At 69.7% G+C, this 18,031-nt stretch carries 15 protein-coding genes; 2 read left to right on the top strand and 13 right to left on the bottom strand.

The features are described from left to right. From ACYVIO_RS38235 to ACYVIO_RS38210, 6 genes are all read right to left on the bottom strand, one after another. Window positions 1-1,587, bottom strand: coding sequence for a phytoene desaturase family protein (locus ACYVIO_RS38235; RefSeq protein WP_460655892.1), 1,587 nt, complete (start codon window positions 1,585-1,587; stop codon window positions 1-3). 64 nt (window positions 1,588-1,651) lie between these two features. After that, complete coding sequence (locus ACYVIO_RS38230; RefSeq protein ID WP_460655891.1) at window positions 1,652-2,479, bottom strand: HpcH/HpaI aldolase/citrate lyase family protein; 828 nt, start codon at window positions 2,477-2,479, stop codon at window positions 1,652-1,654. 3 nt (window positions 2,480-2,482) lie between these two features. Further along, window positions 2,483-3,715 carry a CaiB/BaiF CoA transferase family protein gene (locus ACYVIO_RS38225; RefSeq protein ID WP_460655890.1) on the bottom strand — a complete coding sequence of 411 codons (1,233 nt, stop codon included), beginning with the start codon at window positions 3,713-3,715 and terminating at the stop codon, window positions 2,483-2,485. Beyond that, window positions 3,712-5,703 (bottom strand): formylglycine-generating enzyme family protein, encoded by a 1,992-nt coding sequence (locus ACYVIO_RS38220; RefSeq protein WP_460655889.1) that lies wholly within the window; start codon window positions 5,701-5,703, stop codon window positions 3,712-3,714. The genes ACYVIO_RS38225 and ACYVIO_RS38220 overlap by 4 nt, the downstream gene beginning before the upstream one ends. Continuing rightward, the gene (locus ACYVIO_RS38215; RefSeq protein WP_460655888.1) at window positions 5,700-6,578 is read right to left on the bottom strand and encodes a ribokinase; all 879 of its coding nucleotides are present in this window, start codon (window positions 6,576-6,578) and stop codon (window positions 5,700-5,702) included. Before ACYVIO_RS38215 ends, ACYVIO_RS38220 begins: the two co-directional genes overlap by 4 nt. After that, a complete protein-coding gene (locus ACYVIO_RS38210) occupies window positions 6,571-7,881 on the bottom strand; it encodes an ADP-ribosylglycohydrolase family protein (protein WP_460655887.1) in 1,311 nt (436 codons plus the stop codon). Before ACYVIO_RS38210 ends, ACYVIO_RS38215 begins: the two co-directional genes overlap by 8 nt. Before the next feature lie 74 nt (window positions 7,882-7,955). On the opposite strand from ACYVIO_RS38210, the gene ACYVIO_RS38205 reads away from it, so the two are divergent. Beyond that, window positions 7,956-9,548, top strand: a complete 1,593-nt coding sequence (locus tag ACYVIO_RS38205) for an alkaline phosphatase D family protein (protein WP_460655886.1) — start codon at window positions 7,956-7,958, stop codon at window positions 9,546-9,548. A gap of 12 nt (window positions 9,549-9,560) precedes the next feature. Further along, window positions 9,561-10,388 (top strand): galactose-binding domain-containing protein, encoded by an 828-nt coding sequence (locus ACYVIO_RS38200; protein ID WP_460655885.1) that lies wholly within the window; start codon window positions 9,561-9,563, stop codon window positions 10,386-10,388. 6 nt (window positions 10,389-10,394) lie between these two features. On the opposite strand, the gene ACYVIO_RS38195 is transcribed toward ACYVIO_RS38200, so the two are convergent. The 7 genes from ACYVIO_RS38195 to ACYVIO_RS38165 form a co-directional block, all read right to left on the bottom strand. After that, the gene (locus ACYVIO_RS38195; protein ID WP_460655884.1) at window positions 10,395-11,543 is read right to left on the bottom strand and encodes an ADP-ribosylglycohydrolase family protein; all 1,149 of its coding nucleotides are present in this window, start codon (window positions 11,541-11,543) and stop codon (window positions 10,395-10,397) included. Next, the gene (locus ACYVIO_RS38190; protein ID WP_460655883.1) at window positions 11,543-12,823 is read right to left on the bottom strand and encodes an ABC transporter substrate-binding protein; all 1,281 of its coding nucleotides are present in this window, start codon (window positions 12,821-12,823) and stop codon (window positions 11,543-11,545) included. Before ACYVIO_RS38190 ends, ACYVIO_RS38195 begins: the two co-directional genes overlap by 1 nt. A 14-nt stretch (window positions 12,824-12,837) precedes the next feature. Continuing rightward, the gene (locus ACYVIO_RS38185) at window positions 12,838-13,671 is read right to left on the bottom strand and encodes a carbohydrate ABC transporter permease (protein ID WP_460655882.1); all 834 of its coding nucleotides are present in this window, start codon (window positions 13,669-13,671) and stop codon (window positions 12,838-12,840) included. Further along, a complete protein-coding gene (locus ACYVIO_RS38180; protein ID WP_460655881.1) occupies window positions 13,668-14,606 on the bottom strand; it encodes a carbohydrate ABC transporter permease in 939 nt (312 codons plus the stop codon). The genes ACYVIO_RS38185 and ACYVIO_RS38180 overlap by 4 nt, the downstream gene beginning before the upstream one ends. Further along, on the bottom strand, window positions 14,603-15,727 hold the full coding sequence (locus tag ACYVIO_RS38175) for a LacI family DNA-binding transcriptional regulator (RefSeq protein ID WP_460655880.1): 1,125 nt from the start codon (window positions 15,725-15,727) through the stop codon (window positions 14,603-14,605). Before ACYVIO_RS38175 ends, ACYVIO_RS38180 begins: the two co-directional genes overlap by 4 nt. Before the next feature lie 256 nt (window positions 15,728-15,983). Next, window positions 15,984-16,934, bottom strand: coding sequence for a potassium channel family protein (locus ACYVIO_RS38170; RefSeq protein ID WP_460656184.1), 951 nt, complete (start codon window positions 16,932-16,934; stop codon window positions 15,984-15,986). Next, window positions 16,906-18,024 carry a GNAT family N-acetyltransferase gene (locus tag ACYVIO_RS38165; RefSeq protein WP_460655879.1) on the bottom strand — a complete coding sequence of 373 codons (1,119 nt, stop codon included), beginning with the start codon at window positions 18,022-18,024 and terminating at the stop codon, window positions 16,906-16,908. Before ACYVIO_RS38165 ends, ACYVIO_RS38170 begins: the two co-directional genes overlap by 29 nt. Between the last annotated feature and the right edge of the window lie 7 nt (window positions 18,025-18,031).

Below are 18,031 nucleotides of genomic sequence, written 5' to 3'. Positions count from 1 at the left end.
TCAGCGTTGGAGGCGGCGGAGGGCTGCGGTGGGGAACGCCCGGGTGATCGGGCCCAGCAGGGAGGCGTCGCGGAGGGCGGTGCGGGCTGCTAGGTGGCCGCAGGCGCCGTGGACGCCGGGGCCTGGGTGGATGGCGGAGCTACCGAGGTACAGGCCGGTGACGTAGGTGCGGGCGCTGCCGAGGCCGACGGTGGGGCGGAAGATGAGTTGCTGGTGGAGCTGCGCCGTACCGCCGCCCAGGGCGCCTAGGCCGAGGGACCTGTTCTCGCCGGCGAAGTCGAACGGGCGTTGCAGGTCGCGGTCGATCACCAGGTCGGAGAACCCGGGCGCGTACCGCTCGATGTGCCGGTCCATCCGGTCGCCGAGCTTCTCGGCCGAGGCGTCGTCGGCGATGCCGCGCGGCAGGTGCGAGTACGCCCAGACCGCCTCGGTGCCCTCCGGCGAACGGCTCGGGTCGGACTTCGTGGTCTGGCCGATCAGCATGAACGGTGCCGACGGCAACCGTCCGGTCTCCAGGTCGGCCGAGATGTGGATCAGGTCGTCCGCCGTACCGCCGAGGTGGACGACGCCGGCTTGCCGCGCCTCGTCGGAGTTCCACGGGATCGGGCCGCGGAGGCGGTAGTTGAGCTTCACCGTCGGATAGTCCCACTCGAAGCTCGCCAGGTCCCGCCGCAAACCCGCGGGGACACTTGCCTCAGGCAACAGTACGTCGTACAAGGTGGAGGCGGAGACGTCGCCGATCACCGCGCGGCTGACGGCGATGCGTTCACCGGAAGCAGTCCGTACGGCGCTCGCGCGGCCGCCGGACAGTTCGATCTCGGTGACCGGCATGCCTGCGACGAAGAGCGCGCCGGCACGTTCGGCGCGGCGACGGAGTGCGGTCGACAGGGCGCTCGAACCACCCTCGGCGACCGGGTAACCGACGTCCTGCGCGAGCATCGCGAGCAGCCAGCCCATCGTGCCGCTGACCGAGCCGCTGAGCGGTGCGTCGGCGTGGAACGAGTTCCCCGCGAGCAGTGCGCGGCCGCCGGGACCTTCGAACAGTTCCTGCGCCATCCGGTGCATCGGCATCGCCATGAACCGCGCGAACCTGATCAGCTCTCCCGCCGACCCGAGGCGACGCGTCAGTCGCGCGGCCGGCAGGACCGGCGGCCAGGTGGTGAGCAGCGACTGCAGGAACGGTTCGCGGATCTTGACGTACTTGGAGTACAGGTCCAGCCACGCGTCGCCATCGGCCGGGTGATCCTTGGCGATCGAGGCCGCCGTGTCGTTGGGATCCGGGTGGATCGCCGCGGAGGTCTCCGGGTCGAGCAGGTGCGCGAGCGCGAGCGGCGCGTGCGCCCACTTCAGCCCGAACTTCTCCAGCTCCATCGCCCGGAACACCGGCGACGCCATCCCCAGGGGGTAGTTCGAGCTGTACCGGTCGCTCACCCACCCGTCCTCGGTGGTCGACCGCACCGCCCCGCCGAAGGTCTCCTCGGCCTCCAGCACCAGCACGTCCCACCCGGCATCAGCCAGCTCAACCGCACTCACCAGCCCGTTAGGCCCCGAGCCGATCACCACGGCGTCCACCCTGCGAGGAAGCATGCCTACGACACTAAAGCATGTCCTGCGTCACACGACGTACGCCGCTCAGATCCCGCATCCGAGGTCAGCTTTGGCGGGACTCGATTTGTTGCATGAGGGTGGTGAGTTCTCGGGCTCGGCCGAGCATGGCGGGGTCGACCATGCGGCCGTCGGGGAGGACTATGACTCCACCTTCGGCTACGCCGGCCTTTTCCACCGCGGCCAGGAGGTCGGCGGCGTCGGCCAGCTGGGTGGCGGTGGGGGTGAAGGACTCGACGATCGGAGCCAGTTGGCGGGGGTGGATCGCTGTGCGGCCGACAAAGCCCAGGGATCGGCCTTCTAGGCTCGTACGGCGTAGGCCTTCTTCGTCGTTGACGTGGGGGTAGACCGACATCATCGGCGCGCCGAGGCTCGCGGCTCGGGAGGCGGAGACCAGGCGGCCTCGGGCCCAGGACAGGCCGGGTGAGCCGTCTACGCCTAGGGAGCTGGCTAGGTCGGCCTCGCCTAGGGCGACGGCGGTGACGCGGGGGTCGGCTGAGGCGATCTCGAAGGCGCGTTCCAGGCCGAGGGGGGACTCGATGAGTGCGGTGATCTTTGCCGAGGGCACCTGATTCAGTACGGCGTGCACGTCGGCCGCGCTCTCCACCTTGGGCAGGCGGACGCGGACTTCCGGGACTGCTGCCAGAGCGGCGAGGTCGTCCTCGATCCAAGGGGTGCCGGGCGCGTTCACGCGGACCTCGAAGGCTGATGAGGCTCGGGCGGCGATCCAGGCGACGGCCCACCCTCGGGCGTCGGCCTTGTCGTCCACCGGTACGGCGTCCTCGAGGTCGAACACCACCAGGTCGGGGCCTGCAGCAACAGCTTTGGCAAAACGATCCGGCCGGTTGGCCGGTACGTAGAGTGCAGTGAGCATCGGCTACACCACGCCCGATTCGCGGAGGGCGGCCAGCTGCTCAGGTGTCACGCCGATCTCGGCGAGGACCGCGTCGGTGTCGGCGCCGTGCGGGCGGCCGGCCCAGCGGATCTCGCCGGGGGTCTCCGAGAGGCGGAAGAGGACGTTCTGCATGGCGACCGGGCCGCCCAGTTCCTCGTCCTCCACCGTGGTGATCGTGTTCAGCGCGGCGTACTGCGGGTCCTCGATGATGCCGCGGATGTCGTGCACCGGGCCGACGGCAGCTTCGGCCTTCTCGAAGGCGAGCATGACCTCATCCAGGGAGCGCTCCAAGATCCAGGAGCCCACCGCGTCGTCGAGCTCGTCGGCGTGCTGCGCACGTTCGCGGCCGGTGCCGAACCATGGCTCGGCGACCAGGTCGGCGCGGCCGACGAGGGTGACGACGCGTTCGGCGATGCTCTGCGAGCTGGTCGAGACGGCAACCCACCGGCCGTCCGCGGTCTGGTACACGTTGCGCGGGGCATTGTTCGACGAGCGGTTGCCGAGGCGCGGCTGGACATACCCGGTCTGCTGGTACGCCGTGATGCCGCCGCCGAGCATCATCAGGATCGGTTCGATGATCGCCATGTCGATCACCTGGCCCTGGCCGGACTGATCACGCTCGCGGAGGGCGACCAGTACGGCGTACGCCGTCGCAAGCGCGGTGATGCCGTCGGCCAGGCCGAAGGGTGGGAGCGTCGGTGGGCCGTCGGGTTCACCGGTCACGGCGGCGAAGCCGCTCATCGCCTCGGCGAGCGAGCCGAAGCCGGGGCGGCTCGACCACGGCCCCACCTGGCCGAACGCGGTCACGCGGGCGATGACGAGGCGGGGGTTGGCCTCGAGTAGTACGTCGGGGCCGAGGCCCCAGCGCTCGAGCGTGCCGGGGCGGAAGTTCTCGACCAGGACGTCCTGGTCGCGGATCAGGTCGAGGAAGACCTCGCGGCCGCGGGACAGGTCGAGGGTGGCGAGTCGCTTGTTCCGACCCAGTGTCTTGAACCAGAGCCCGATGCCGTCTTTCGAAGCACCGTGCCCGCGCGCCGCGTCCGGGCGCGCGGGGTGCTCGATCTTGGTGACGTCGGCGCCGAAGTCGCCCAAGAAGGTCGCAGCCAGGGGTCCGGCGAAGAGGGTGGCTGCCTCGACGACCTTGACACCGGCGAGCGGCGCTTGGCGTCCGGTCACCGCGTTCCCAGCACTACTTGAAGGCGCGGCCTCGTTCACCGCGCGCACCGGAAGCCGATGGTTTCCGAGCGGTCCAGACCGCCGCCGGTGAGGACCAGCTTGAAGCTGACCTCCGGCTCCTGCGGGCCGCCGTCGGAGTACCAGTCGGAGCCCTCGGCGGCGTACCAAGAACCGCCCTTCAAGATGCTGAAGCGGCTGCGCCCGTCGCGGTGCTCGGATTCCGTCCAGTTCCACACCAAAGGCTCGCCCCGAGTGAACCCGTCCAAAGAAGCGGCGACCTGCCACTCGTCCTCGGTCGGCAGCCGACCGCCCGCCCACTCCGCGTAGGCACGGGCGTCCGCGAGATCGACGTAGGTGACCGGCTGATCCTCAGTGCCAGCAGCCGGAGCGCCGTCGACCCAGTGCGCGAGGAAACGGTTCCCGACCAACGGCTGATAGCCACTGGCATTCAAGAACCCGAAGTACTCACCGTTCGTCACCTCGCGTACGGCGACAGAAACCTCCGCCAGCGACACCTCACGCTGCAACGTCTGCTGATCGTGCAGGCGAGGAGGCAACGGCTTCCACTCCTCCACGTACGGCGCGGTGTCGTACAGCCCGGTCTCCCGCCGCCGGTGCCGCACGACCAGAGAACGATCACCAGCAGGCACCACGACAACCGGCCCGAACGACGCCTCACCAACAGGCATCGGAGGCGGCACCAGCCGACCCGGAGCCACCGGGAACGCCGAGTCCTTCACGTGCGGCCGCGACATCGTCCCGAGCCGCCGAGCAGTCGCCCGGCAGGTCGCACCGGCCGTCGCACCGACCCGAACGATCCCGGCCACTCCACGCCCCGGTACGACGAGGCGAACCCCGTCGTCGTCAGCAGTGACCGGTACGCCGGACGTCACGTCGTACCAGTCGCCGACCTGGTCCTCCGACTTCAGCACGATGCCATCGAAGTCCTCGTCGTCGCGGTTGATCAGCGTCCAGAACGTGACGTCGGCCAACTCGAAGCGCGACCCGAAGACGCCGTGCTCGCGCGCCTTGTCCGGGATCTCCGGCGTCAGCGGAATCCAGTCCCCGTTGATGAGCACCGGAGAGAACGCTCTCTGCGCCGCGACCATCCGACGCAGCGTCGCGCGGTCGCGGGCGTTCCACCCGACCCACGCGCCGAACACGCTCTCCCACACCAGGATGCCGACGCCGTTGACCCAGGCCGACTGCAGTTCGTCGCTGTGGTCGCGGTTCCAGCGCCGGGTGTGGTGCATCATGTGCCGGCGCTCGAACAGGTGCGCCCGCAGTACGCCGGGCGCCCGGGTGTCGGCGAACCACTGCGCCCAGGACAGCGCGTGGTCCGAGATCCTTGCCAGCGGCAACCGGGACTCGCCCTCGAAGGCGATCGCCGGGTTCACCTTGTTCAGCGCCCGGGTGAACGCCGGGTCGCCTTCCTTCAACGTGTCCAGGAAGGCGCCGTCGGCACCGAAATCGGCGACCAAAGAAGCGAACTCCTCGGCGTCCGGCCCGTCGGCGCGGCGCGTGCCGACGTCCCACGGGTTGTAGTCGAAGAACACCTTCAGCCCGAGCCCGTGCAGGTCGTCGACCAGTTGCTTCAGGCCCGGAACGTCGCGGTAGAAGTCGAACTGGTTGCGCGAGTCGATCCCGATCACCGGGTACGCGTGCCAGAGCACCACCGCGTCGTACCCGCCGAAGTCCTCGACGCCGTGCCGCACGAAAGCCTCGGGCGTGAACTTGCCCGTCGCCACGTCGTACAGCTGGTCGTCCCACAGCCAGACCAGCGCCACCGAGTACGCCGTCTGGGTCCACTCGCGACCGGGTTCTTCGTAGTGCGAGCCGCCGTCGTACGACGTGCGCCCGTAGGCGCCCATCAACCACTCGGCGAGCTTGCCCCGCCAGCGAGGCAGGTCGGCCGGGTCCTCGGGCGCGCCGAGGATCTTGGCGTCGTCGAGGAAACTCAGGTCGGCCCGGAGGCCGAGATCGACCTTCGCAGGCAGATCGATGGGCCTCGGCTCCAGCGGGTTCACAGGTAGACCTCCGCAGCGCGTGCGTCGATAATTTCCCCGTGAGGCACCGAGGGGATCGCCCCCGCGGTCTGGACACTCAATGAAGCTGCAACGGTAGCGCGTCGGACCGCATTCGTCAGGTCGCTCGCTGTAGTTGACGTCGCAGCCAGTGTCGCGGCAAGTACTCCGCAGAAGGTGTCGCCGGCGGCGGTCGTGTCGACCACCTCGACCTTCACCGCCGGAACACGGACCTCGTCCGCCCCGCGGGTCAGGATCACCGCGCCCTCGGCGCCCAGCGTCACCACCGCCGCCGGCACCCGGTCCAGCAGCGCGGACAGCTTCGTTCCAGCCACCGCTTCGGCCTCCGTCTCGTTCACGACCAGCAGGTCGACATGCCCCAGCAACTCGTCGGACAGCTCGGCGGCCGGTGCGGCGTTCAGGATGAAGTACCTGCTCGCCTCGGCCGCCGCCTGCACCGTACCGAACGGAATCTCCAGTTGGGAAAGCACTACTTTCGCCTCGGCCACGGCCACCCGGGCCTCAGGCGTCAGCTGCAGGCGGGCATTCGCCGAGGGCGCCACGGTGATCGCGTTCTCGCCGTCCGCGTCGACGGTGATGATCGCCGTACCGGTCGGCGCGTCGACGGTCTGCACCAGCGACAGGTCGACGCCGTCCAGGGCCTCGCGCAGCAGCGCTCCCCCGTCGTCCGCGCCGAGCGCCGCGACGAACTGCGTCGAGGCACCAGCTCGGGCCGAAGCGACCGCCTGGTTCGCGCCCTTGCCGCCCGGACCACGGGTCAGGCCCGACGCGAGCACGGTCTCGCCGGGACGCGGGATCCGCTGGACCGGGAGCACCAGGTCCACGTTCGCGCTGCCCACGACCACGACGTCAGCCACGCCGGTCCTCCTTCGCCACAGCCAGGGTCCTCGCAGCGAGTTCGTCGAACGAGACCTGGTTCATCCCGGGCAGACTGGTGGTCAGCCGGTTGTCGAGCGGTTCCGACCACTCTGACGGAACACCCCGTACGGCGCCAAGCACGGCCCCGACCGTCGCGCCGACGGAGTCGGTGTCCCAGCCACCCATCACCGCGCGGCCGACACCGGTCGCGAAGTCCGGGGCGGTCAGCGCGTACGCCGTGAGCGCGCTGTTGTTGATCGCGTGGACCCAGTGCAGGTGGCCGTACTCGGCGTGCAGTACGTCGAGCGCGTCGTCGAGCTCCTTGTCGGCCAGGGACAGGCCGAGGTGGACCGCGCGGGTGATCTCGCTGTCGGCGGCAACGGCTTCGAGGCCGGCCAGCGCGACCTCACGCGGGTCGTCGAGGACGAGCGCGGCGGCGGACATCGCGGCGACCCAGATCGCGCCGTCGACGCCGGCGCCGGTGTGGCTCAGGCGGGCGTCGGTCAACGCGAGGCGGGCGGCCGCCGTACGGTCGCCGGGGTGCACCCAGCCGTAGACGTCGGTACGGATCTGCGCGCCGATCCACCAGCGGAACGGGTTGCGCACGAGGGCCGCGCGTTCGGGGTCGACGCCGTCGAGCAGGTTGCGGTAGGCGACCCGCTCGGCGGTGAACACGCGACCGGCCGGCAGATCACTCAACCAGGCTTGCGCCACGTCCTCGGTGGTCAGCTCGTCACCGTGCTTCTCGACCAGCTGCAACGCGAGGATCGCGAAGTTGAGGTCGTCGTCCTCCGGCATGCCGGAGATGTTCTCGCGCAAACTCGTCGGCTTGGACCGCCGGTTCCACGGCCACCGTGCCTGCACCTCGTCAGGCACCCCCACCGCCGTCACGTACCGCGTCAAAGGCCACTGCCCCGAACTCCCCAAGATCTCCCGAATCCCCACCCGAGGAATCTTCTCCACCGGCTTCCCGAGCAGATTGCCCGCCGCCCGGCCCACCCAACCCTCCAGAACCCTTCGTTCCACCCCACGGAACGAACCATCACCAAGCTGAGCCAGAGTGGGGATCTCCGGCGCACTCCACGCCGGAGTCAACTCGTCCAACTCTTCAAGTAGTTGCCGAGCAAGCGTTCGCAGCTCAGCTACGGCCGGCTGCGCCGAGGCTCCGGAAACCGGCGCCTCGACTGACCCACCCGCGGCGACCCAGCGAGCAGTGATGTCCCGTACGTCGGCGCCTTCGGCTGCGGACTGGACCAGCTGGTGCGGCAGCAGGTCTTCCGGCTGCACCCAGGTCAGTCTCATCGTTCATCCTCCTGTTGCACCAGGTGAAACAGCTGCCTGGTTCGTGTTGTCATCACGGCCCGATACTCCGTGCCATGCTCTCCGCCGCCCGTGGTCTCAAGGCCGCCACCGCCACTCGCCGTACGTTCCTCAGCGCCACCGGTGCGGCCGCGGCGCTCGCGCTCACCGGCGCGCTGCCGGGGCTCACCTCTCCCAGCACAACCACAGCGACCAACCGTCCGCTGTTCACGCTCGGCGTCGCCTCGGGCGACCCGTTGCCGGACGCCGTGGTGATCTGGACCCGCCTCGCGCCCGGCCCGCTCGAACCCTTCGGCGGTCTCGACGACCGCCCGATCAAGGTCGACTGGGAGGTCGCCGAGGACGAGCACTTCCGCCGCGTCGTCCGCCGCGGCACGGCCACCGCCAGGCCCGAGTACGCACACACGATCCACGTCGACGTGCGCGGCCTGCGCTCCTGGCGCCACTACTTCTACCGCTTCCGCGCCAACGGTCAGCTCAGCCCGACCGGCCGCACGCGCACAGCGCCCGCGCCGCACGAGCAACCGCCGATGACGCTGGCGGTCGCGTCCTGCCAGGCCTTCTACGACGGCTTCTACACGGCGTACCAGGACGTCGCGAACCGCGACCACGACGTCGTGCTGTTCCTCGGCGACTACATCTACGAGGTCGGCGTCGGCCCGACCGCGGGCATCCGCAACCAGCCCGTCCCGGTCGACTTCGCCGGCGAGATCTTCACGCTCGACGAGTACCGCGCCCGGTACGCCCTGCACAAGACCGATCCCGATCTCCAGGCCGCCCACGCCGCGTCGGCCTGGGTCGTCACGCTCGACGACCACGAGGTCGAGGGCAACTGGTCCGGCGACATCTCCGAGGACGGCCTGCCCGGTCCCGAGTTCCTCGTACGACGGGCGAACGGCTTCCGCGCGTACTGGGAGCACATGCCGCTGCGCCTCGACCAGTCCCCCGAAGGCCCGTCGATCCGCCTGCACCGTCACTTGCGCTTCGGCCGCACGGCCGATCTGAGCGTGCTCGACACCCGCCAGTTCCGCGACAACCAGCCCGGCGACGGCAGCTGGCTCCCGCCGGACGCCGTCTCCCAGGACCCGGCCCGCACGATCACCGGCGCCGACCAGGAACGCTGGCTGCTCGACACCCTGCGCCGCTCCCCGAGCCGCTGGAACGTCGTGGCCCAGCAGGTCGCGATGGCCCAGCTCGACCGCAAGACCGGCCCGGACCTCGAGCTCCCGATGGACACCTGGAACGGGTACGCCGCCTCCAGGGAGCGCGTTCTCACCGGGGTCCGCGATCGCGGCGTCGACAACTTCGTCGTACTGACCGGCGACCTGCACCGCAGCGTCGCCGCCGACCTCAAGACCGACTTCGCCGATCCGGCAAGCCCGGTCGTCGGCAGCGAGTTCGTCACCACGTCCATCTCGTCCGGCAAGGACGGCGTCGACGTCGACGCGACCGGTCGCGCGCTGCTCGCCGAGAACCCGCACGTCAAGTACCAGAACGTCCAGCGCGGCTACCTCAGCTGCCGCCTCGACGCGCAGCGCTGGACCTCGGAGTACCGCGTCGTCGACAAGGTCACGACGCCCGGCGGTACGCCGAGCACCCGCGCCACCCTGGTCGTCGAGAACGGCCGCCCCGGAATCCACCAGGTCTGAGGGGACCCCGCCATGAAACGCGCCGCCGCCCTGCTCGCCGTCGTCCCGCTGCTCGCCGTCGTACCGGCCGTTGCCCACGGCAAAGACACCGTCGAGCTCAGCGCGACCCCACAGCCCGTCGAGGTCGTCCCACTCCCCTGCTTCCCGTCCGGCCGACTCACCCTCGGCATGACCAACACCGGCCGCAAACCGACCATCGCCGACATGCGCGTCAGCGCCGCGAGCCCGCTCGTCCTGTCCCGTCACCAGTTCTCCAGCTACCTGCCCGTCGACCAGCTCGTCACGGCGCCGCTCGACGTCACCGTCCCCCGCGGCACCGCGCCGGGCACCTTCACGGTCGACCTCTCCGTCGGCCGCGAGACGCTCGAGGCCCCGGTCGTCGTCAAACCCGTTCCCCCGAAGGGCCCCGGCGACAACCTCCTGCTCGGCGAGCAGGCCGTTGCCTCCAGCACCCACGGCAACATGAAGCTCTGCGGCGGCGTCGACGGCAACGCCGACTCCGAGCAGTGGGGGGCCAGCGGCTGGCACGACGCGACGAAGGGCGTCTTCCCCGACACGTACGGCGTCGACTTCACCGCGCCGACCACGGTCGGCCGGATCACGCTGCAGACCCTCGACTCGGCCCGCTACCCGGCGGCCGTGATGGGGGTCCGCGACGTCGACGTCCGGGTCCGCGCCGGGGACACCTGGACCACCGTCGGCAGCTTCCGGGGCAACACGCAGGGACACCTCGATGTCACCTTCGCCGCGGTCGCGGCCGACGCCGTCCAGGTGGTGGTCCTCGACTCCAACGACCACGGGTACTCCCGGCTCATCGAGATCGAGGCGTTCGACAGCTGACATCGCTCAGGCCAGCGCATCCAGGGCCGCGGTACGCCGCGCCCACCGCTCGGCGTCGGCAGTCCGCAGGTCACGTGCGACCGACGCCATCACCCGTCCCGGCGCGATCAGATCGGTCTTGCTGGCCTCCGCGATCCGCGACGTCCAGTCCTCCGGTACGCCGGCCTGCCCGCTCAGCGCGCCGGTGACCGCGCCGGCCATCGACGCGATCGAGTCGGCGTCGCGGCCGTAGTTCGTCCCGCCGAGCACCGCCTGCCGTACGTCTCCACCGGACACGAGGACGAACCCTAGCGCGACCGGCAGTTCCTCGATGGCCTTGGTCCGGCTCGGACGGCGTGCGTCGAGCGACTGGTCGCGGTAGTCCGGGCCGACCGTGTCGAACGGCTCGATCGCCTTCCGCAGCAGGGGAATCGCCTGCTCCCAGTCGTCCAGTCCCTCGGCCACCTCGGCGACCGCGGCCACCGCGAGCCGGGTCCCGTCCTTGGCCAGGTCCAGCGCCGCCTCGACCGCCGACGAAGCTGTTGCCTCAGGCACCATTGCCGCGGCGACGGCGGCCGCGAACACCCCGGCCGCCTCCCGCCCGTAGCTCGACTGGTGCGCGCCGGCCAGGTCGATCGCCTCGGCGTACGCGCCGGCCGGGTCCCCGGCGTTGGCGATGCCGACCGGAGCGGCGTACATCGCCGCACCGCAGTTCACGATGTTGCCGACGCCGGCCTCGCGCGGATCGATGTGCCCGTAGTGCAACCGGGCGACGAGCCACTTCTCGGCCAGGAAGACCCGCTGCAGCAGCAGCGCGTCCGCCTCGAGCTCCGGCACCCAGCGCTTGCCGGTGAGCATCTTCGGCACCAGCTTCTCGGCGATGGCGTACGCGTCCAGGTGGGCCCGCGTCTCGTCGTACACCTCGACCAGTGCGTGCGTCATCAAGGTGTCGTCGGTGATGTGCCCGTCGCCCTTGTGGTACGGCGCGATCGGGCGCGCGTTGCGCCAGTCGTCGTACCAGGGACCGACGATGCCGGTCACCCAGCCGCCGTGCCGTTCCCGGATCGCCTCCGGGGTCCAGCCCTCGACGGCACCGCCGATCGCGTCCCCCGCGGCGGAGCCCAGCAGGGCTCCGACCGACTTGTCCTCCAGCAGTGACTTCTGTTCGTCAGGCATCAGCTGTTGACCTGACCCCACCCGTCGTTCAGCTTCTGGCCGAGCGTCGCGAGGTCGATCTTGTTCGCCAGGAACTCCTGCAGCGCGGGAGTGGCGATCTGGTCCTTCCACTTCGGGTAGTTCTCCACGCTCTGGAACGGCGCCTTGGTCATCTCGGTGCCGCTGGCCAGCGTCTGCTGCCAGCCGTTCTTGCCGCCGGTCGCCTTCTGGATCGCGTCCCGGGCCGGCTGCGTGGTCGGGATCAGCCAGTCGCCCTGACCGACCGCGGCCAGGTTCTCGGCCTTCATGAAGAAGTCGATGAACTCCGCCGACTGCTTGACGTGCTTGCCCTCGGCCGGGACCGACAGGGTCTGCGGGTTCGCGGCCTGCTTCTCCGACGTGCCCTTCAGCGGCGGCAGCACCTCCCACTGGAAGCCCTTCGGCGCCTGCTCGACCATCTGCTGCGCGGTGTAGTTGCCCGCGACAACCATCGCGTACTTGCCGCCGAAGAAGCCCGGCAGCACGTCCGAACCGCTCTGGGTCAGCGAGGTCGGGTCGATCGACTTGTCGGTGTAGGCCATCGCGTGGATCCGCTTCGGCACCTCGAGCTCGGCGTCGCCGATCTTGGCCTTGGCGTCACGGCCGGTGCCCTCGAAGAACGCGGCGTCGAAGTTCATGCCCAGGTTCAGCACGGTCGCGGTCGGGCTCTTCAGGCCCCAGCCGAGACCGAACTTGCCGCCGGTGGTGAGCTTCTTCGCGTCCGCCTGCAGCTGGTCCCAGCTGAGCGAGTCGCCGGTCGCGGAAACGCCGGCCTGCTTGAGCAGCGCGGAGTTGCCGAACACGACGTACGACTGCAGCAGCGTCGGCGCGGCGATGATCTTGCCGTCACCGGACTTGACCGTGTCCCAAACGCCGGCCGGGACGGCGTCCTTCGTCTCCTGGCTCAGGTACGGCGTGAGGTCGGCCAGGTAGCCCTGGTTCGCGAAGCCGGTGATGTCGGCGGACTCGTCGTGGATGATGTCCGGCGCGGTCGAGCCCTGGAACTGGGTCACGAGCTGGTCGTGGACGGAGTCCCAGCTGCCCTGCACGTACTCGACCTGGATGTCGGGGTGCGCGGCGTTCCAGTCGGCGACGATCTTCTTCGACGCCGCGACCGTGGTCTTCTGGAAGGCGAGGCTCTGGAACTTCAGCGTGACCTTCTCGCCCGGCGCGGGGTCGCCCGAGCTGTCGTTCCCGCTGCCGCAGGCCGCGAGCGCCACCAGCGCGCCCGCCGCCACAACACCTACAAGTAGCTTTTTCATGCGAAGTACTCCTTTTAACCTTTGACAGCGCCGGACAGCAGGCCGGACGTGAGCCGGCGCTGCAGGAAAGCGAAGAACACGAGACTTGGCACGGTGGCCAGGACGGACGCGGCGGCCAGCGGGCCGAACTGGACCTGGCCCTCGGCCCCGACGAAGCGGGCCAGCACCAGCGGCAGCGTCTTGAGTTGGGGGTCCTGCAGCAGGACCAGGGCGAAGAAGAACTCGTTCCACGCCGAGATGAAGGTGAACATCGCGGTGGCGATCAGCCCCGGCCGCAGCAGCGGCATCACGATCGAGACGATCGTGCGCAACCGGCTCGCGCCGTCCACGGACGCTGCTTCCTCCAGCTCGCGCGGGACGGCGGCGACGTACCCCTGCAGCATCCACAGGGCGAACGGCATCGACCAGACCATGTAGACGATCACCACGCCGGGAAGCGTGTTGGTCAGGTGCAGCTGGCGCAGGATCACGAACAGCGGGATCACGATCAGGATCACCGGGAACACCTGACTGACCAGGATCCAGCCGTTGGTGATCGGCCGCAGCCGGCTGCGCAACCGGGCCAGCGCGTACGCGACCGGGAGCGAGACGATCAGCACCAGGATCGTGGTGGCGACCGAGATCTGCAGGCTGTTCAGCATCGAGCGGACCAGGCCCTGCTCCTCGAGCGCGCCGGTGAAGTTCGAGAACGTCGGCGCCTGCGGGAGGAAGGTCGGGTTGATGCTGGCGAACTCGCGCGGCGACTTCAGCGACGCGGAGATCAGCCAGACCAGCGGGAAGCCGAGGAAGATCAGGTAAGCCAGTACGGCGACGTACTGGGCAGCGCGGGTGGTGCGACGCGTCTTCATGCCTCGCTCCTCAACCGGTTGCGCAGGTAGAAGGCCAGGAACACGATGATGATCACGACCATCACGTCACCCATCGCGGCGGCCATCCCGAAGTTGCCGTACCGGAACGCCTCGTTGTAGGCGAACAGCATCGGCAGCATCGTCTTGCCGCCCGGACCGCCTGCTGTCAGGACATAGACCAGGCCGAACGAGTTGAAGTTCCAGATCATGTCCAGGCTGGTGATCGCGACGATCACCGTCTTCAGCTGCGGCAGCGTGATGTACCAGAACTGGCGCCACGCGCCGGCGCCGTCGACCGCGGCCGCCTCGTACAGGGTGCGGTCGATGCCTTGCAGGCCGGCCAGCAGCGTGACCGTCGTCATCGGCATGCCGACCCAGATGCCGACCACGATCACCGCGGGCAACGCCGTACTGAAGTCGCCGAGGAAGTTGATCGGGTGGTCGGTCAGGTGCGTGGTCTGCAGGATGTCGTTGACCGGGCCGTTGGTCGGGTGCAGCAGCAGGCGCCACATGATCGCGACGACCACCGGCGGCATCGCCCACGGGATCAGCGCGAGGGTGCGCGCGACGCCGCGGAACTTGATGTTCGTGTTGAGCAGCAGGGCCAGGCCTAGGGCCGCGACGAACTGCAGGACGGTGACCGAGACGGTCCAGATCAGACCGATCCGGAAGGAGTCCCAGAACAGGTCGTTGTGCAGCAGCTTGCCGAAGTTGCCGAAGCCGATGAAGTTCGTGTCGACGTTCAGGCCGGCCCGGGAATCGGTGAAGCCGAGCGCGATACCCCTCACCAGGGGGTACACGCTGAGCAGCAGCACCGGGATCAGCGCGGGCAGGAACAGGAAGATCGCTTCCCGGTTCTGCTTCGGGCGGCCGGTGTTGCGGCCCGGTGGTTTGCCGGCCGCGCTCTCCGGCGCGAGAACAGCTTGGGTGGTCATGAAGATCTCCGCACACTCAGGGACGGCTGCACCACGATCCGGCGCGGGGTCCGGGTGTCGTCCTCGATCCTTGCCAGCAGCAACTCGGCCGCGCGGCGTCCCCGCTCGGCCGACCCCAGATTCACACTCGTCAACGGCGGGAAGGTCTGCTCGGCCAACTCGCTGTCATCCATCCCGATCACCGCGACATCGTCGGGAACTCGCAGGCCGCGAGCTGCCAGCTCATGCATGACGCCCACCGCGAGCAAGTCGTTCGCCGCGATCACCGCGTCGACCCCGCCGCCTGCGGCGGCGGGGAAAGAGGAGGGGGAGGAAGCCTGCTCGCCCCGGGCCCTCGCGCCTTCGGCGCTGGACGCTGTGGTTGAGGTGTGCTCGCCCCGGGCCCTCGCGCCTTCGGCGCTGGGCTGGCCGGCGCCGAGCTCGTCGAGCAGGCGGCGGCCGGCTTCGCGGCCGGCCGCGAACGTGAAGTCGTCGGCCTCTACCTGGGCTACCGGCTTGAGGTTGTTGGCTTTCATCGCATCGGTGAAGCCTTTGGCTCGGGCCGTACCGGGAACGGTGTCGACCGGGCCGTTGACAAAGGCAACCTTGTGGCGCTTGGTGGTGAGGAGGTGCTCTACGGCGAGCAGGATGCCCTTCGGGGAGTTCGCGCGGACGGTGTCGACGCCGGCCCGGGCGGGGACGTTACCGGCGACGACCACCGGGACGTCGCACTCCTGGATGGACTTGATCAGGTCGTCGTCGACGCGCAGCGGGCTGATCACCAGGCCGTCGGCGTACCCGCGGGCCATGCCGCGGACCAGGGCGACCTCGTCGACGACGTCCGGGCCGGTGGTGGTCACGACGAGCCGGTAGCCGGCGGCGGAGACGACCTCCTCGACGGCGCGCATCATCGTCACGTAGACCGGGTTACCGACGTCGGCGACCGCCAGCGTCAGCTGGAAGGTCCGCCCGACCTTCAGCGACCGCGCCCGCGAGTCCGGCACGTAGGCCAGCTCGGCGACCGCGCGCTGAACCCGCTCGGCCATCTCCTCGGTGGCCGGCAGACCGTTCAGCACGCGCGACACCGAGGCCACCGAAACCCCCGCGGCCCGGGCCACGGCGGCGATCGTCGGACGACTCACGCGGCGCTCCTGTAATCGTTCTTGTAATCGTTTACAGAACCGACCTTAGGTCGCCGGAGAAGACGAGTCAAGAACGGACCACTCCGTCACCTGGTCCGCACCTTCCGCGACCGCCCGCTCCCGTCGCCGCCCCGTGAGCGTGAACAGAAAATGGGGACCTCGGACAGGAAATAGCCTGTCCGAGGTCCCCGCTTCTTGTCCGAGGTCTCGCTTCCCGCCCGGGCCCGCCCGTTGGCTGGGCCATCGGCTCGGCGGGTTACTCGTCCTGGTCGTCGGCGCCTGGGCGTTCGGCCCAGGGGGTTTCCTTCGCGGGGCGTACGACGATGAGCTTGTCGCCGGCGGCGAGGACCGAGACGTTCGAGTCGTAGTACCGGTGGACCTTGCCGTCCCGGACGACCGAGACGACGCGATCGGGGACCGACGACGGCGCCTTGCCGACCTCGCGGCCGAGGACCGGGCGTTCGGCGACCTCGAGGCCTTCGCCGTACGTGAGCAGGTCCTCCATCACCTCGCCGAGGTTCGGGCTCACCGCGGACAGACCGAGCAGCCGACCAACAGCTTCGGACGACGTGACGACGGCGTCCGCGCCGCTCTGGCGCAGCAGCGGGACGTTGTCCTCCTCGCGGACCGCGACCACGATGTGGGCATCCGGGTTGAGCTGCCGGACCGCCAGCGTGACCAGTACGGCGGAGTCGTCGCGGTCGGTCGTCACGATCACCTCGCGGGCGACCGACACCTCCGCCCGCCGCAGGACCGTGCGGTTGGTGGCGTCGCCGTGGAAGGCGGCCATCTGATCGTTGCCCGCGTCCCCGATCGCCTGGGCGCGCGGGTCGATGACGACGATGTCCTCGCGCTTGACGCCGTTGCTCAGCAGGGTCTGCACGGCCGAACGGCCCTTCGTGCCGTAGCCGACGACGACAACGTGGTCCTTCATGTGCTTCCTCCACCGCGAGTCGCGCATGATGCGACGGCCCTCGTTCGCCAGGACTTCCAGGGTCGTGCCGACCAGGACCACCAGGAACGAGATGCGCAGCGGCGTCACGATGAACGCGTTGACCAGCCGGGCGGCGGGCGTCACCGGAGTGATGTCGCCGTACCCGGTGGTGGTCAGCGTCACCGTCGCGTAGTAGATGCTGTCGATCAGGTCGACGCGGCCGTCGTAGGTGTCCTTGTAGCCGTCACGGTCGACCACCACGATCAGCACCATCACGGTCAGCAGCCCCACCGCGATCAGGAGCCGACGGAACAGCTCCAGGACCGGCGAGCGCGTGCTCGCGGGCAGGTTGACCAGTAGACCGTGCGGGTTGCGACCGGTGGGCAGGGATGGCACGGGTCTGACGATAGGGCACCGGCCCCCGATCCACGGAATGCGACAGGCTCTGGTCGGACAGCGCGATGGCCACCATCAGGCTGTCGCCGTCCGGTACGACGCGCGTCCGCATCCGCAGGCCCTCGACCGTCCGGAGCATCGCGGCGTTGTCCGGCTGGACCATGCAGACCACCCGGTCGGCGCCGAGCAGCCGCGACTCACGGATCACGTGGCGCAGCAGCTGCGACCCCAGTCCTTGCCCCTGCCAACCGTCTTCGACCAGTACGGCGATCTCCATCGCCGAACCGTCCAGCTCGTCCCACGGCGCGGCCGTGGCCATGCCGATCACGGCACCGTCGACCACCGCGACGACCGACACCCCTCCGGCCGGAGCGGACAGGTGGCGAGCGGTGCGGGCGGTCAGCCGCGGCATGGGGACGTGGTAGCGCCGGGTGCGGCTCTCGTACGAGCACCTGTCGTGCATGGCGACCACTGCCTCGGCGTCCTCGACAGTCGCCCGCCGCAGGTCCGGTACGGCGCCGTCGCCGGGCCGGGGCGCGTCCTGCACCTCTTCGGCGTACTGGGCGGACAGGCGGCCGGCGATCTCGACCAGTACGTCGGCGCGGGCCCACTCGGCCGGCGTGTACTCGCCGAACCCCTGCAGCGCCTCCAGCTCCTCGTCGACCGCCAGCGGGTCGTCGATGAGGCGCAGCACGGCCCGCAGGTACCTGGTCGGGGCGTCACTCAGTACGTCGGCCTGGCACGGACTGACCGTCGTACGGACGCAGCCGGCCTCGACAGTGAGGGCGGCCAGGTCGTCAGCGGTCCAGCCGACGCCGGTGGAGACCACCAGCTCGTCGACGGCTCCGCTCTCGGCGGTGAAGACCTCCAGGCTGAGGATGTTGATGTCGTCCGCACCACACCGTGCAGCGAGTTCGGCCAGTGCACCCGGCCGGTCGGCGAGTTCGGTCCTGATCTTCCAGAGCATGCGGACG

It is taken from the genome of Kribbella endophytica (assembly GCF_054781295.1).
This window is presented reverse-complemented; position numbering and strand designations above follow the sequence as displayed.